Source organism: Micromonospora sp. DT4 (genome assembly GCF_049841675.1).
Taxonomy (GTDB): Bacteria; Actinomycetota; Actinomycetes; order Mycobacteriales; family Micromonosporaceae; genus Micromonospora.
In genome coordinates this window covers 58,605-73,108 of the sequence record NZ_JBNCKT010000005.1, presented here as the reverse complement: position 1 = coordinate 73,108, position 14,504 = coordinate 58,605, and the positions used below count along the sequence as shown (strand labels likewise).

15 protein-coding genes and 1 tRNA gene are annotated in these 14,504 nt (G+C 72.2%); 12 read left to right on the top strand and 4 right to left on the bottom strand.

The window, feature by feature from the left end:
* The first annotated feature begins 36 nt into the window (after window positions 1-36).
* A complete protein-coding gene (locus ACLQ24_RS03550; protein ID WP_425888954.1) occupies window positions 37-468 on the top strand; it encodes an ester cyclase in 432 nt (143 codons plus the stop codon).
* On the opposite strand, the gene ACLQ24_RS03545 is transcribed toward ACLQ24_RS03550, so the two are convergent.
* Window positions 449-1,024: a Uma2 family endonuclease gene (locus ACLQ24_RS03545; protein WP_425888953.1), complete on the bottom strand. Its 576-nt coding sequence runs from the start codon at window positions 1,022-1,024 to the stop codon at window positions 449-451. The genes ACLQ24_RS03550 and ACLQ24_RS03545 overlap by 20 nt on opposite strands.
* A gap of 95 nt (window positions 1,025-1,119) precedes the next feature.
* Between ACLQ24_RS03545 and ACLQ24_RS03540 the strand changes: the two genes are divergently transcribed.
* From ACLQ24_RS03540 to htpX, 7 genes are all read left to right on the top strand, one after another.
* A complete protein-coding gene (locus ACLQ24_RS03540) occupies window positions 1,120-1,728 on the top strand; it encodes a NuoI/complex I 23 kDa subunit family protein (RefSeq protein WP_425888952.1) in 609 nt (202 codons plus the stop codon).
* A gap of 25 nt (window positions 1,729-1,753) precedes the next feature.
* Window positions 1,754-2,305: an NADH-quinone oxidoreductase subunit J family protein gene (locus ACLQ24_RS03535; RefSeq protein WP_425888951.1), complete on the top strand. Its 552-nt coding sequence runs from the start codon at window positions 1,754-1,756 to the stop codon at window positions 2,303-2,305.
* Window positions 2,302-2,655, top strand: a complete 354-nt coding sequence (nuoK, locus tag ACLQ24_RS03530; RefSeq protein ID WP_425888950.1) for an NADH-quinone oxidoreductase subunit NuoK — start codon at window positions 2,302-2,304, stop codon at window positions 2,653-2,655. The genes ACLQ24_RS03535 and nuoK overlap by 4 nt, the downstream gene beginning before the upstream one ends.
* Window positions 2,652-4,586, top strand: coding sequence for an NADH-quinone oxidoreductase subunit L (locus ACLQ24_RS03525; RefSeq protein ID WP_425888949.1), 1,935 nt, complete (start codon window positions 2,652-2,654; stop codon window positions 4,584-4,586). The genes nuoK and ACLQ24_RS03525 overlap by 4 nt, the downstream gene beginning before the upstream one ends.
* A 55-nt stretch (window positions 4,587-4,641) precedes the next feature.
* Window positions 4,642-6,150: a complex I subunit 4 family protein gene (locus tag ACLQ24_RS03520; protein ID WP_425888948.1), complete on the top strand. Its 1,509-nt coding sequence runs from the start codon at window positions 4,642-4,644 to the stop codon at window positions 6,148-6,150.
* Window positions 6,151-6,190: 40 nt separating this feature from the next.
* Window positions 6,191-7,678, top strand: a complete 1,488-nt coding sequence (locus ACLQ24_RS03515) for an NADH-quinone oxidoreductase subunit N (RefSeq protein ID WP_425888947.1) — start codon at window positions 6,191-6,193, stop codon at window positions 7,676-7,678.
* 104 nt (window positions 7,679-7,782) lie between these two features.
* Entirely contained in the window at window positions 7,783-8,658 is an 876-nt protein-coding gene (gene htpX / locus ACLQ24_RS03510; RefSeq protein ID WP_425888946.1) for a zinc metalloprotease HtpX, read from the top strand.
* A 66-nt stretch (window positions 8,659-8,724) separates the two neighbouring features.
* Here the strand turns inward: htpX and ACLQ24_RS03505 are convergent, their stop codons facing one another.
* Window positions 8,725-9,918 carry a hypothetical protein gene (locus ACLQ24_RS03505; protein WP_425888945.1) on the bottom strand — a complete coding sequence of 398 codons (1,194 nt, stop codon included), beginning with the start codon at window positions 9,916-9,918 and terminating at the stop codon, window positions 8,725-8,727.
* Complete coding sequence (locus tag ACLQ24_RS03500; protein ID WP_425888944.1) at window positions 9,918-10,760, bottom strand: DUF6065 family protein; 843 nt, start codon at window positions 10,758-10,760, stop codon at window positions 9,918-9,920. Before ACLQ24_RS03500 ends, ACLQ24_RS03505 begins: the two co-directional genes overlap by 1 nt.
* 191 nt (window positions 10,761-10,951) lie before the next feature.
* On the opposite strand from ACLQ24_RS03500, the gene ACLQ24_RS03495 reads away from it, so the two are divergent.
* Window positions 10,952-12,211 (top strand): MFS transporter, encoded by a 1,260-nt coding sequence (locus ACLQ24_RS03495; RefSeq protein WP_425888943.1) that lies wholly within the window; start codon window positions 10,952-10,954, stop codon window positions 12,209-12,211.
* A 28-nt stretch (window positions 12,212-12,239) separates the two neighbouring features.
* On the top strand, window positions 12,240-12,806 hold the full coding sequence (locus ACLQ24_RS03490) for a dihydrofolate reductase family protein (protein ID WP_425888942.1): 567 nt from the start codon (window positions 12,240-12,242) through the stop codon (window positions 12,804-12,806).
* A gap of 18 nt (window positions 12,807-12,824) precedes the next feature.
* On the opposite strand, the gene ACLQ24_RS03485 is transcribed toward ACLQ24_RS03490, so the two are convergent.
* Window positions 12,825-13,319 (bottom strand): YajQ family cyclic di-GMP-binding protein, encoded by a 495-nt coding sequence (locus ACLQ24_RS03485; protein WP_355053333.1) that lies wholly within the window; start codon window positions 13,317-13,319, stop codon window positions 12,825-12,827.
* Window positions 13,320-13,467: 148 nt separating this feature from the next.
* On the opposite strand from ACLQ24_RS03485, the gene ACLQ24_RS03480 reads away from it, so the two are divergent.
* A tRNA-Tyr gene (locus ACLQ24_RS03480) sits at window positions 13,468-13,551 on the top strand.
* 776 nt (window positions 13,552-14,327) lie between these two features.
* Window positions 14,328-14,468: a hypothetical protein gene (locus ACLQ24_RS03475; RefSeq protein WP_425888941.1), complete on the top strand. Its 141-nt coding sequence runs from the start codon at window positions 14,328-14,330 to the stop codon at window positions 14,466-14,468.
* The last annotated feature ends 36 nt before the right edge of the window (window positions 14,469-14,504 follow it).

Sequence of the window (14,504 nt, the reverse complement as noted above, 5' to 3'; positions counted from 1 at the left end):
GGCCGATGGCGGATCTTTCTTGGCTACCCTGCCGTCATGACGGATGTGGAGACGGCGGCCCGGCGCTTCATCGCCGACGTGTGGAACGCCCGCCGGGAGGAGTCGGCGTACGAGTTGATCGCCGAGGAGTGCCCCGGGCTGAGTGGGACGGGCCCGGAGGCGACGCTGGCCTGGCACCGCGAGCGCCGTGCGGCCTTCCCGGACCTCCGCTACAAGATCGTCGACGTGGTCGCCGCAGGTGAGCGGGTGGCCGTGCACTGGCGGGCTGCCGGCACCCACGCCGGGCAGTTCGGCCCGGTGCCGCCGACCGGGCAGGTGGTCAGCTATTCCGGGGCGGCGTTCCTGCGCTTCGACACCTCCGGGCGGATCATCGAGGTGTGGAGCTGCAACGAGTTGCTCCAGCTCCTTCAGCAGCTCGGCGTCGAGATGGTGCCGCCCGCCGGTGGCCTCAGCGGCTCCGAGGTGTGATCCGACTGATCGGCAGGTTGATCGGGAAGGGCTCGCCGGTGTCGACGAACTTCGTCCACCGCCCGGTCTCGGTGTAGACCTCGTTCACCGCGTCGATCCGGTAGGTCACGACCTCCAGGTCGCCGTCCAGGGTCTCGATCCGCCAGTAGTAGGGGATGCCGGCCTGGGCGTACAGCGCCGGCTTGAGCACCCGGTCGATCGAACGGGTGCTCGGCGAGACGATCTCGATGGCGACGACCACCTCGTGCGGCTCGTACCTCGACGGCTCGCGAGCTGCCGCGGCGGCCGTGGTGATCAGCACGTCGGGGATGAAGGAACGGGTGCGGTTGATCCGTACCTCGACAGCCTGGGTCACGTCGTAGCCGTCGGGGCAGTCCTCGTCGAGCGCGGCCATCAGCCGGCCGGCGATGCTCTGGTGGGTACGGGTGGGGGAGGGGGACATCAGCAGCACTCCATCGAGCAGTTCCCGGCGACGGCCATCCTCGGGCTGCGCGTCCAGATCGTCAGTCGTCCACTCGCTCTCGGGCGGGTAGTCGCTCTGCAGCGCGGCGGTCATGGCGGGTCCTTCCAGGTGCGATCGCTCTCCCCGCGACCACGGTACCGTCTCGGACCTGTGGGTGGTGGTCGCGCGCGCCGGGGTCACAGGGCAGGATGGTCCACATGACCGACCCCAGCGAGCACGGCGATCCGGCCGGCGGCGCCAGCGAGCGCGGCCTGCCCGGCGCCGGCCTGGTGAAGGGGCTGGCGGTCACCTTCAAGACGATGACCAGCCGCTCGACCACACAGCAGTACCCGGACGTCGCCCCCGAGCTGCCGCCGCGCTCGCGCGGAGTGATCGCGCTGTCGGAAGAGAACTGCACGGTCTGCATGCTCTGCGCCCGTGAGTGCCCGGACTGGTGCATCTACATCGACTCCCACAAGGAGGAGGTGGCGGTGCCGGGTGCCGCCCGCCCCCGCCAGCGCAACGTGCTCGACCGGTTCGACATCGACTTCTCGCTCTGCATGTACTGCGGCATCTGCATCGAGGTCTGCCCGTTCGACGCGCTCTACTGGTCGCCGGAGTTCGAGTACGCCGAGTACGACATCAAGGACCTGCTGCACGACAAGGACCACCTCGGCCAGTGGATGGCGACGGTCCCGCCGCCGCCCGCGCACGACCCCAACGGTGAGCCGGCCAAGGAGGAGACCGCCGCCGTGCGCAAGGCCGCGCGGTCGGTCCCACCGGGGGTACGCCCCGGCGACCAGGGCCCGGCGTCGTGACCGCCCGATCCGCGGGGGCGGCCCGGTGACCGGTGCGGATCTGCTGCTGCTCGCGTTGGGCGCGGTCGCGTTCGGCGCCGGCGTGCTGGTGGTGACCACGAAGCACCTGGTCCGGGCCGGGCTCTACCTGGTGGTCTGCCTGGGCGCGCTGGCCGGCGACTACCTGGTGCTCGGCGCCGAGCTGGTCGCCTGGGTGCAGGTGCTGATCTACGTGGGCGCGGTGGTGGTGCTGCTGCTGTTCGCGGTGATGCTGACGCGCGCACCGATCGGGGCGTCCGACGACCTGGACCGGCCCGGCTGGCCCGCCGCGCTGATCGGTGGCGGTGCCGGCCTGGGGCTGAGCGTGCTGTTGGTCGACGCGTACCGGTGGAGCACCGTCGCGCTGCCCGGCGCGGGTACGGCGGAGCGGCTCGGGGAGCAGATCTTCCAGTCCTGGGTGCTGCCGTTCGAGGTGCTCTCCGTGCTGCTGCTGTCCGCGCTGGTCGGCGCGGTGGTGCTGTCCCGACCGGACATCGGTCGGCGGGCCGCCGACGCGCCCACGCCGGCAGAGGAATTGGCTTCCGGGGGGCGTCGGTGAGGCCGGTCATCCCGTACGTCACCGCCGCGCTGCTGTTCGGCCTCGGCGTGTACGGCGTGCTGCGGCGACGCAACGCCGTGCTGGTGCTGATGTCGGTCGAGCTGATGTTGAACGCGGTGAACCTCATTCTCGTCACGGCGGACACCACGGCCCGCGCGGTGCTGCCGCACTCCGGTCAGGTGTTCGCGCTGTTCGTCATCGTGCTCGCCGCCGCGGAGATCGGGGTGGGGTTGGCGATCGTCCTCCAGCTCTACCGCCTGCGGTCGACCGTGGCGGTGGACGACGTGCCGTTGACCGAGCCGGCGACGTCGACGCGGGCCGTCGCCCGGGACGCGGAGGAGAGCCGGTGACCGGGCTGCTCGGGGCGGCGCTGCCCGCCGGACCGCTGGCCGCCGGCCTGCTCGGTCTGCTGCTGCCGCCGGCCCCGCGCAACGCGACCGGCGCATCGGGCGGCGACCGGGCCCGGACGGCAGCCGTGACGATCGGCGTGGCCGGTGCGGCCGGGGCGCTGGCGCTGGCCGTGGCCCTGCTGGTGACGGTCGACGGTCCGACGGAGACGTCGACGACGTGGGTGGACGTCGGCGGGTTGGCCGTGACCCTCGGCGTACGCCTGGACGGCGCCGCCGCGCTGGTCGCCGTCGCGGTCGCCGCGGTGGCCTTGGCCGTGCAGGTCTACTCGATCGGCTACCTGCGGCGCGGTCCCCACGACGACGTCGACGTCGACCACCGCTACCCGCCGTACGCCGCCGAGATCAGTCTGTTCACCGGGGCGATGCTGCTGGTGGTGGTCGCCGGTGACCTGCTCATGCTGCTGGTCGGGTGGGAGGTGATGGGCCTCTGCTCGTACCTGCTCATCGCCCACGACCGCCGGCTCGCGGGCGCGCCGGCCGCCGCGATGAAGGCGTTCCTGGTGACGCGGGTCGGTGACGTGGGTTTCCTGCTCGGCATCGCGTTGCTCGGCGTCTCGACGGGCAGCTTCCGGATCGCCGACGTGCTCGCGCACGACCACTCCGGCGTGACCCTGACCGCCGCCGGCCTGCTGCTGCTGGCCGGGGTGGCCGGTAAGAGCGCCCAGTTCCCGCTGCACACCTGGTTGCCGGACGCCATGGCCGGCCCGACGCCGATCTCCGCGTTGATCCACGCCGCGACGATGGTCGCCGCCGGCGTGTACGCGGTGACCCGGCTCTACCCGCTGTTCACCGCCGCGCCGGTGACGTTGACGGTGCTCGGGGTGCTCGCCGCGATCACCCTGCTGCTCGGGGCGCTCGCCGCCACCGCCCAGGACGACATCAAGCGGGTGCTGGCCTGGTCGACCGTCTCCCAACTGGGCTACATGACCGGCGCGCTGGCCGTCGGCTCGCCGTCGGCAGCGCTGTTCCACCTGCTCACCCACGCTGCGTTCAAGGCGCTGCTGTTCCTCGCCGCCGGTGCGGTGATCCACTCGGTGGGCACCACGCTGATGTCGGAGATGGGTGGCCTGCGCCGGAGCATGCCGGTGACGTTCTGGTGCACGGTGATCGGCCTCGGCGCTCTGGCCGGGGTGCCGCCGCTGGCCGGTTTCTGGAGCAAGGACGGCGTGCTGACGGTCGCCGAGTCGGCCGCGCTGGAGGGCACCGGCCCCGTCCCGTCGTGGGTGGGCTGGCTGGTGTGGCTGGCCGGCCTGCTCGGCGTGGCGATCACTGCCTGGTACGCGGGTCGACTGCTGCTGCGGGCCTTCTTCGGTCAGCCCCGACTGCCGCTGGTGCACCCACACGATCCGCCAGCGGTGCTGCGCTGGCCGGTGCTGCTGCTCGCCGTACCGGCCGCGCTGCTGGGCCTGGCCGGGTTCGTCGGTGCGTTCGCCGACCGGCTGCGGTTCGCCACCGTGCCCGTCGCGGGCGCGGAGGACGGCCTGGTCCACGTCGGGCCGGGGCTGCTGCTGCCGCTGGCGCTGCTGCTGGTGGGCGCGGGGCTGGTGTGGGCCCGCTGGCGTCGGGACACGGCCGCCGATCCGGCGGCCGCGCTGGGTCCGCTGCGGCCGGTCTTCGCCCGCGCGTTCCGGCTCGACGACGTCCAGCACACCCTTGTCGTACGCCCCGTCCGGGCGTTGGCCCGCCTGGCACGTACCGGTGACGAGGTGGTGGTGGACGGGGCCGTGGAGGGCAGCGGTCGGGCCGCCACGGGCCTCGGCGCCGGGCTGGCCGCGCTGCACCGGGCGGCGCTGCCCCGGGCCGCCGCCGGTGTGCTGGCCGGCGCATTGCTGATCGGCCTGGCCGCCGCGGTGCTGGGGGTGGTCCAGTGAGTGCGAGGAGTGCGCCGGGTTTGCGAGCCCCGCAGTCGCGAACAGAGGCGGTCCGATGACTCTTGGGCAGGTTCTGCTGGTCGCGGCCCTGGGCGTGCCGGCGCTCGGCGCGGTCGCGGTGGCGGCGACGCCCAGGGACCGGGCGGCGCGAATCGTCGGCACGGTCGCGGCGGCGCTGACCCTGTTGGCCGCCGTGGCACTGGTGTCCGGTGGGCGGGGATGGTTCGCCTGGTCGGCCGGTACGCCGGCGGTGCGCCCCTGGCACCAGGTGGACCTGCCCTGGGTGCCCGGCCTGGATCTGCGCTTCCACCTCGGCGTCGACGGCATCTCCTGGCCGCTGGTGGTGCTGACCGCGCTGCTCACGCTGCTCTGCTGCGCGTACTCGCTGTGGCGCGTGCCCGACGGTGGCAGCGGCCGGGCGCTGGTGGCGCTGCTGCTGGTCGTCGAGGTGGGCATCCTCGGCACGTTCCTCGCCCTGGACCTGGTGCTGTTCTTCCTCTTCTTCGAGGTCGTCCTGCTGCCGATGTACGCGATCATCGCCGGCTGGGGCGGCGCCGACCGGCGTCGGGCGGGCCGCAAGTTCGTGCTCTACACGCTCGTCGGCTCGGTGCTGCTGCTGGTCGGCGTGTACGTCGTGGTCGCCGCGGCGGGCACCGCCGACGTGGTGGCGCTGACCGGTGGGGCCGGGCTGTCCCGGGGTACCCAGTTGGCCGCGTTCACGCTTCTCGCGCTCGCGTTCGCGGTGAAGAGTCCACTCTGGCCGCTGCACTCGTGGCTGCCCGACGCGCACACGCAGGCCCCGACGGTGGGCAGCGTGGTGCTGGCGGGCGTGCTGCTCAAGATGGGCACGTACGGGCTGATCCGGGTGGCGGTCGGGGTGGCGCCGGAGGGTGCCCGCTGGGCCGCGCCGGTGCTCGGTGTGCTGGCGGTCGCCGCGATCCTGGTCGGCTCGCTGGTCTGCCTGGCCCAGGCCGAGGTGAAGCGGCTGATCGCGTACTCCAGCGTGGGGCACATGGGCTTCGTCCTGCTGGGCGTCGCCACACTGACCGCCACCGGTATCCAGGCGGCCCTGATCGGCAACGTGGCGCACGGCGTGCTCACCGGCCTGCTGTTCTTCCTGGCCGGGGCCGTGAAGGACCGTACCGGCACGGGCACTCTCGCGGAGCTGTCCGGACTGCGGGAGACCGCGCCCCGGCTGGCCGGCCTGCTGGCGTTCGCGGCCGTCGCGTCGCTGGGCCTGCCCGGGCTGGCCGGCTTCTGGGGGGAGGCGTTCGCGGTGGTCGCGGCGATCCAAGTGGGCGGCCCGCTGTGGCTGACCCTCGGGGTGCTGGCGGCGGTCGGGGGCGCGCTCACGGCCGCGTACTTCCTGCGGTTGCTGCGCCAGGTCACCCACGGCCGGCCAAGCCCCGCAGTGGGTCGGGTCGGCTCCGGTCTGGCCGGCGCGGAGTTGACCGCGTGGACGCCGCTGGTGCTGCTCGCCCTGGCCATCGGCCTGGTTCCGGCGCTGGTCCTCGGCGTCGCCGAGGCCCCCGTCGACGCCCTCATCGAGGTGATCCACCCGTGAGCACGAGAAGAGCGCCGCGACCGCGGCCGAGGGCGGTCCGATGAGCGTCGTGCAGAGCGTGGACAGCGTGGCGTTGCTGCCGGCGTACCTGGCCGCCGGCACCGCCGTACTCGTGCTCGTCGTCGACCTCGTGCTGGTGCGGCCCCGCGCCACGGTCGCGGTGGCCGCGCTCGGGGCGGTCGGCACCGCCGTCTGCTCGGCGCTGGTGGGCGCGGGCGGCGAGCGGCGGACGTTCTGCGTCGGCGCCGACTGCTCGTGGGTCTTCGGTGGCCGGGCGGCTCTGGTCGGCGCGGTGGTGGCGCTGCTCACCCTGGGCGTGCTCGGGTTGTCGGTGCCAGCGCTGCGGGCCGGCCGGTCGCCGGTGGGCGAGTACGCCTTCCTGCTCGCCTGCTCGATGACCGGCGGCGTGGTGCTCGGCGCGGCCGGCGACCTGATCACCCTGATCGTGGCGTTGGAGACGCTGACCCTGCCGCTGTACGTGCTGGTGGGCCTGCGCCGGGGCAGCCTGGCCAGCGCCGAGGCGGCGGTGACGTTCTTCGTGGTCAGCGTGGTGGCCACGACGCTGACGCTGCTCGGCGCGGCGCTGCTGTACGCGGTGACGGGTTCGCTGCACCTCGATCGACTCGGCGCGGTGCTGGCCGAGCGCCCCGAGGTGCGCGACCTGCCGCTGACCACCGCCGCCGTGGCGTTGCTGCTGCTCGGGCTGGCCTTCAAGGTGGCGGCGGTGCCGTTCCACGCCTGGGCGCCGGCCACCTACGACGGCGCCCCGCTGCCGGTGGCCGCGTACCTGTCGACGGCGTCGAAGCTGGGCGGCCTGGTGGCGTTGCTGGCGGTGGTGCAGCGGGCGCTGCCGGCGGACCAGACGGGTCCGGTGCTCGCCCTGCTGGCGGTGCTCACGATGACCGTCGGCAACCTGGTGGCGCTGCGTCAGCGGCGTACCGTCCGGCTGCTCGCCTGGTCCTCGGTCGCGCAGGCCGGTTACATCCTCGCCCCGCTGGGTGCGCTGGCGCTGGCCGCCGGGCGGACGGGCGAGGCGCGGTCGGCCGCGTACACCGCAGCGGTCGCGTACGCCGTGTTCTTCGTGGTGCTGGAGTTGGCGGCGTTCGCCGGGGTGTCCGCACTGCGCCCGGTGGGGGCGGACGGCGGCACGCTGGACGACCTGCGCGGCGCGGCACGCCGGCACCCGTGGCGCGGCGCCGCCCTCGGCCTCGCGCTGGTGGGTCTTGCCGGTCTGCCGCCGGGCCTGGCCGGGTTGTTCGCGAAGGTGACGGTGGTCCGGTCGCTGCTGGACGGCGGCGCGACCTGGTTGGCGCTGGTGGTGGCGCTGAACGCGGTGCTCGGGCTCGCCTACTATCTGCGGGTGACCGCCGGACTGTGGGCGTCGACGGGGACGCCCTCGCCGGGCGCGGACGGTGTGGTGGCCGTACCCTTGGTGGGTGTGGTGGCGGTGGTGCTGGCGGTGACCACGGTGGCCGCCGTGGTGCTCGGCGTCGCCCCGCAGCTCGTGCTGGATCTCGCCGCCCGCTGACGCGGGTCTCAGTCAACTCTCAGCGTTCCGACGGATGGTTGACGGGTATCGGGTTGTTGTACCGGTCAGCGGGTCGAGGCGATCCGCGCACCGAAGGAGAGATCGTGCACCACAACCGTCTGAAGACCGCCGCGCTGCTCGGCCTGCTCACCGCGCTGATCCTCGCGGTGGGCTACGGGTTCGGTGGCAGTGGCGGCCTGGTCATCGCCGTCCTCATCTCGCTGGTCATGAACGGCATTTCCTACTTCTACTCGGACAAGATCGCGCTGCGCTCGATGCGGGCGCAACCGGTCAGTGAGGCACAGTTCCCCGAGCTGTACCGCATGGTGCGCGAGCTGGCCACCGAGGCCCGGCAGCCGATGCCGCGCCTGTACGTGAGTCCGATCGCGCAGCCCAACGCGTTCGCCACGGGACGTAACCCGCAGCACGCTGCGGTCTGCGTGACCCAGGGCATCACCGAGATCCTGGACTACCGGGAGCTTCGCGGCGTGATCGGGCACGAGCTGTCCCACGTCTACAACCGGGACATCCTGATCTCCAGCGTCGCGGCTGGCCTCGCCGGCATCATCACGTTCCTGGCGAACATCGCCTGGTTCATCCCGCTCGGCGGTGGGGACGACGAGGACTCGCCGAACCCGGCCGTGCTGCTGCTGACCCTGATCCTCGGCCCGATCGCGGCCACCGTGATCCAGTTGGCGATCAGCCGTAGCCGCGAGTTCCAGGCGGACCAGTCGGGTGCCGAGCTGAGCCGGGACCCGCTGGCACTGGCCAGCGCCCTGCGCAAGATCGACGCTGTGGCCCGGCGACGCCCACTGCCGGCTCAGGGCACGCTCACCAGCACCGCGCACCTGATGATCGCCAACCCGTTCGCCGGTGGCGCGGTGGCCGCACTCTTCTCCACCCACCCCAAGATGGAGGACCGGGTCGCCCGCCTGGAGCGGATGGCCGCCAACTCGGGGCCGGTGCAGTTCCAGCGCTGACCCGCTGATTCCCGTACTCCACCCGCGTCCGCGCACGGACGCGGGTGGAGTCGTTTCCGGGGGCGGTCACTCGGGCGCGGGCAGCCGGTCCGGTCGGGTCAGCAGTACGACGGCGAGCAGGACGACGCCCGCCGTCAGGTACGACGCGGCAGGCGAGAACGCGGCGGCCACGCCACCCAGCAGGAAGATGCCGATTCCCGAGGTGACGATGTTGGCCGCGACGATCGTCGCCTCGACCTGCCCCATCCGTTCCGCGGGGGCCAGCCGGGAGAACGTGGCCTGTGCACCGATCAACCAGCCGCCACCCGCCCCGATCAACGCGTTGCCCACCGTCAGCGCCCACAGCGGCGCGTCGACGGCGACCAGGACGCCGGTCAGCACCAGCGCGCCGGCCAGCGCGACGGCGACGGCCACCTGACCGGCCAGCCGACCCAGCCAGCGGGACCGGCTCACCACCAGGACGAAGATCGCACCGCCCAGGGCCGAGGCCGCCAGCAGGGCGGGGCGCCAGGCCCCACGGGCGAGATCCGGGGCGAGCGTCTCCGGCAGCGCACCGGACAGCACCGTGGCCAGCGTGAGCAGGGCGACGCCCCGCAGCACGGGATGACCGGCGATGATGCGGACACCCGCGGTCGCCGGTGGACGAGGTCCGCGCACCCGGTGGGATCGCTTCGGCAGCCCGGCCAGGACGACCGCGGCGACCAGGAACGAGGCCAGGTCGATCAGGAGCGCCACCCGGGAGCCGAGCGCCACGGTCAGACTGGCTCCCGCGAGCAGGCCGACCACCTGACCCGCCTGGTTGGCGAAGGCGCTGAGGCCGAAGAGCGGCAGCCGCAGCGGAGCGTCCACCGCCTCGGCGACGACAGCCACGTTGACGCTCGCGTACGCGGCCCGTACCGCACCGAGCAGGCCGGCCGCCACGATCGCCGGCACCGCCGCAGGGACCGCCACGGGCACGGCGATCAGCGCGGCACCGGCCACCGACAGCCAGACCAGGAGGGTGCGGCGGGCCGGCACGTCCAGCCAGCCGCTGAAGACGGTGGCGATCAGAAGGGCCGGCAGCGTACGCGCGGCGTAGACCGCGGCCGGGCCGAGGACGGAGTTCGTCTGGTCGTACGCGAGCAGCAGCAGAGCGGCCAGGCCCACGAAGTCGCCCAGCTCGGAGATGCCCCGCGCGATGACCAGTCGGGAGGCGACCGGATGTCGGAACAGTGCCCGGTAACCGGGGGACGGCGTGAGCTGTTCGTCGGTGTCGGGCATCAGGTGGGCTGGTCCGCTTCTACTACCCCGATCGGCTGATAGGCGGCGTTCTCCCGCACCCGGCGGGACTGTTCCCGGCGGTAGCTGCTGCGGACCTCCGGGTCCTGGCGGCGTCGACGCAGCGCCACGAAGTCCGACCAGACATCCTGCGGCCACGCCGCCAGCCCCTCCCCGGTGGCCAGTTCGGCGTTGCGGAAGGCCTCCAGCGTCGACCGGTGCACCGGTTGCAGGCACATGAGGGGAATGTTCCGGTAGAAGCGCACCACCTGGCCCGCCTCGGTGAGTCGCAGGATGGTGGGCAGGAGCGAGGTGTACCAGTCGGTCTCCACCACGCCCTCGTAGAGCTGGAGACCGCGCTGGGCCGGCCAGTTCGGCACGCCCCGGGCGACGAGGCACCAGCCCGGGGACGTACGCGCCACCACCCCGGTGACCAGCTCGACGGTGTTGGCGGCGCGCGGGTCGGCATCCAGGAACGGGATGCTGGCCCCGTACCGGTCGAAGATGTCCAGGTCGCCGTGGAACTGCTCCGGCGCCGCCTGCAACTGACCGGCCGCGTCCGGCAGCTTCCCGTCGTAACCGCCGGCGAGCGAACGCCACTGGGTCGGCTCGTTCTCCTTTAGCAGCGTCCACTCGGTGTCCTGCCCGTCCCAGCGGAGCGCGAAGTCGGCCGGCGGGTAGACGTACCAGCCGAAGCCCGAGGCGGCGGCGACCGGCGGGCACTGTTGGACGGCCCGGGCCGGCAGGGAGCCGCGCAGGCTGGGCGAAGCGGTTTCACTGGGTTTGGCGTCCCCGTACAGCGAATAGATCTCGACTCGCAGCGGTGTCACGGTAGTCCCGGTCATCGGACCTCCTGCCCTGTCATGCGGTACCGACGTATGGACCCAATTCGATCAGCAACCTACCCCCTTTGTGACTGCTCGGTCAGTCCCGCCCACCGCGCTGCTGTGAGCGGATCGACCATCCACGGCCTGACCTCGGGAGTTAGGGTCGACAGGGCTTCTACCCGTTACCTGTCCCGGCGGAGGTGTATCCCGTGGCCGCACTGCGCCAGTACCTGGGTGTCTGGCGGATTCCCGGTGCGCCGATCCTGCTGGTCACCGGCATCATCGGGCGGCTCGGGATCGGCATGACGCCGCTGGCGCTGCTGCTGGTGGTCGAGCAGGTGACCGGCCGGTACGCGCTGGCCGCCATCGCCGGCGGCAGCTACGCCGTCGCCGGCGCCGCGCTCAGCCCGGTGGCCGGTCGGATCGCCGACCGGGTCGGCCCGAGCCCCGTGTTGCTCGTCACCGCCGTGGCCCACCCGCTCGCGCTCATCGGGCTGCTGCTGGCCAGCCGCTCGGGGGACGACGCCCTCGCCGCCATCTACCTGACGGCCGGCGTCGCCGGTGCGACGTACCCGCCGCTGACCGCCGCCATCCGCGGCGCCTGGAACGAGCTGACCAGCCCCGCCTCCGGCCGGTACGCCCTGCGGAACACCGCTCTGGCGGCCGAGACCTCGCTGTTCGAAATCGTGTTCGTGCTCGGCCCGCTGCTCGTGGCCGGCTTCGTGCTGGTCGCCGACGCGGCCGCCGCGCTGATCGGGGCAGCGGTGGTCACCCTGGTCGGCACCACCGCCGTCGCCCTCGGCCGGGTGATGCGCGGCTGGCGTCCGCACCCGCGCGAACACCACGCCCGCGGGCTCGGCCCACTGCGGGTCGGCGGCTTTCCGGCCCTGCTGGTCTGCGTCGCCGGGCTGGGCATCGCGTTCGGCGCCGCCGGCGTGATCGTCCCGGCGTACGCGAGCAACGCCACCACCGACGACCCGGAGAGCCTCGCCGGGCTGCTGCTGGCGGTCTGGGGGGTCGGCAGCGCGATCGGCGGCTTCTGGTTCGGTGTCCGCCGGCCGTCGCCGAACATGACCCGCCAGTTCGCCCTGCTGCTCGCCGCGTTGGCCGGCACCTTCGTGGTGTTCGCGGTGATGCCCACGCCGCTGGCGCTGGGCGTGGCCCTGGTCGTCGGTGGGGCCACCATCGCGCCCGCACTGACCCTGGAGAACACCCTGGTCGGCCGGATCGCCCCGACGGGCATGCTGAACGAGGCGTACACCTGGGTGGTCACCGTGGCCGTGGCGGCGAGCGCCGCCGGTGGCGCGGTGGCTGGCCTGATCGTGGATCATGCCGGCGGCGTGCCGTGGGCCTTCGTCTTCGCCGGGGCGGCGGTGGCCGTCGGGGCTGCGGTCGCCGCGCTGCCCGCCGGGCCCATCGCCCGGGCGGAGAACCAGGCGGTACGCGCCGAGGAGCCCGTCCCGGTCTGACCCCCTCCGTCGTCTCCAGCGGTTGTCGGTGCTGTGCACCAGACTGATCGTCGACGAGAGGGGAACCATGGCCAAGCTGCTCTACTCGGCGACCGCGTCACTCGACGGCTACATCGCCGGTCCCGGCGGTGACATGTCCTGGCTGACCGAACACCTCACCGGCGACAACCCGACGGCGGACCGCGTCCTGGCCAACGTCGGCGCGATCCTCGCCGGCAACCGCACCTACGGCGGCGACGATCCGAACCGTGGCACCGACAGCGAAGGCGCCTTCGGCGGCCGGTACCACGGGCCGGTGATCGTGCTTACCCACCGCCCATCCGACGACCCGCCCGAAGGCGTCATCTTCGCCGACGACCTGCACCGGGCCGTCGCGCAGGCCAAGGAAGCCGCCGGCGAGAGGTACGTCAACGTGCTCGGTGCGGACATCGCCAAGCAGTGCCTGCGAGCCGGCCTGCTCGACGAGATCCTGATCTTCTTCGCGCCGGTGCTGCTCGGCGCCGGCGTACGCATCTTCGACGACCCGGGCGGCGCCCGCATCCGGCTGACGCCGATCCCCGGGGAGACGGCCCACTGGTACCGCGTCGACAGGTGAGGATCGCCGGCCCGGCGGCTACCGGTAGTTCGTGAACTGAAGGGCGACGCCGAAGTCCTCACCCTTGAGCAGGGAGATGACCGCCTGGAGGTCGTCCCGCTTCTTGCCGGTGACGCGAAGCTGGTCGCCCTGGATCTGTGCCTGCACGCCCTTCGGGCCCTCGTCGCGGATCTTCTTGCTGATCGCCTTGGCCTTGTCCGTCTCGATGCCCTGGATCACCTTGCAGTCGATCTTGAACACCTTGCCGGACGGGCGCGCCTCACCCGCGTCCAGCGACTTCAACGAGATGTTCCGCTTGACCAGCTTCTCCTTGAAGACGTCCAGCGCGGCGCGGACCCGCTCCTCGGTCTCCGCCTGAAGGCCGATCGCCTCCTCACCCGACCAGGAGATCTCCGCGCCCGTGCCGCGGAAGTCGAACCGCGTCGCGAGCTCCTTCTCCGCCTGCCGGAGGGCGTTGTCGACCTCCTGGCGGTCGACCTTGCTCACGATGTCGAAAGACGGGTTCGCTGGCATGCTTCTGCTCCTGCTGTCCGGCGGTCTGGGACGTGCAGCCGGCCGCCGACCAGCGGCACGACCCCCTGACGGTACCCGGTTGCACCGGTCCCGGCGTGAGCCGCTATCCTTGCTTCCGCCGCCGCGTTGCGACGCGGTGGGGTGCCCTGGCGGGTTGCCCGAGCGGCCAATGGGAGCGGACTGTAAATCCGTCGCGAAAGCTTCAGAGGTTCGAATCCTCTACCCGCCACCAGGTGCGCGAGGAGGCCCCTGACCAGCATGAAAGCCGGTCAGGGGCCTCCTTCGTGAGTCCCGCTCGATCTCGCTGGCGGTGTCGCATACGTGTCGCCGAGATCAACTCGCGCTGCCTGCTGCGGCTTACCCGCGATCGTGGTCAGTGACCTGGCTGGCAACACGACTGGTGATCGATACCCGTAGCTTCAGCCGCATGTACGTGGTGACCGGAGAGCAGGGTGGCCTCTCGACGGATTCCGGCGAGCGGCTGGCCCAGTTCAAGCCGCTCGATCGAACTGCTCGGGGACGTCCGGGCCCGATGGCTCGCGCCACCTGCCTCGTGGCGTCCGACCGGGGGATCTCGCCGCAGCGGGACCCGGCGGCAACAAGGTCGCAAGGTTGCGGCCCGGTAACCCGTCGGCGCTATCCGGACCGCGCGGCTTGTCCGGTGTAGACCACTTGTGTCCACGGGATGAGCGGGTATGGTGGTCGATGTATTTGCTGCCCCAGCTCGACGAGATCAGTAGCGGGGAGTAACTGCGGGTAGCGGGTCGGTGGGGTGCAGCGCAGCCGGGTGAAATGCGCTGATGGTCGTATCAAGCGCCCGGTGAGGTTGCCTGAGCGTGTGAAGTGGGCTCTGATCTGGCCCGGCACGGCACGGGGAGTTGTCCGAAGGGCGGGAAGTAGCCAACGCTCGGACCGGTCCCGGCCTGACCGCTTTTCTGGGGTACGGACCGTGTGGCACGATCGTGGAACCTCCACCATCCCCGTGACACTTCCCCGACAGGAGCAAAAATGTCTGGTCGAATGCTGGGCCGGCTGCTTGGCTCGTTCTTGGTGCTCACCGCCATCGCGGCCGGCGTTTTCGTCGGCGACGGCATGGACGGCTACATGCACACGGCGGACGTCATCTGGAATATGCCCGCAGCTCGGTGAACACCGCAGTCTTCATGATGTGACCAGCGGGGCGGG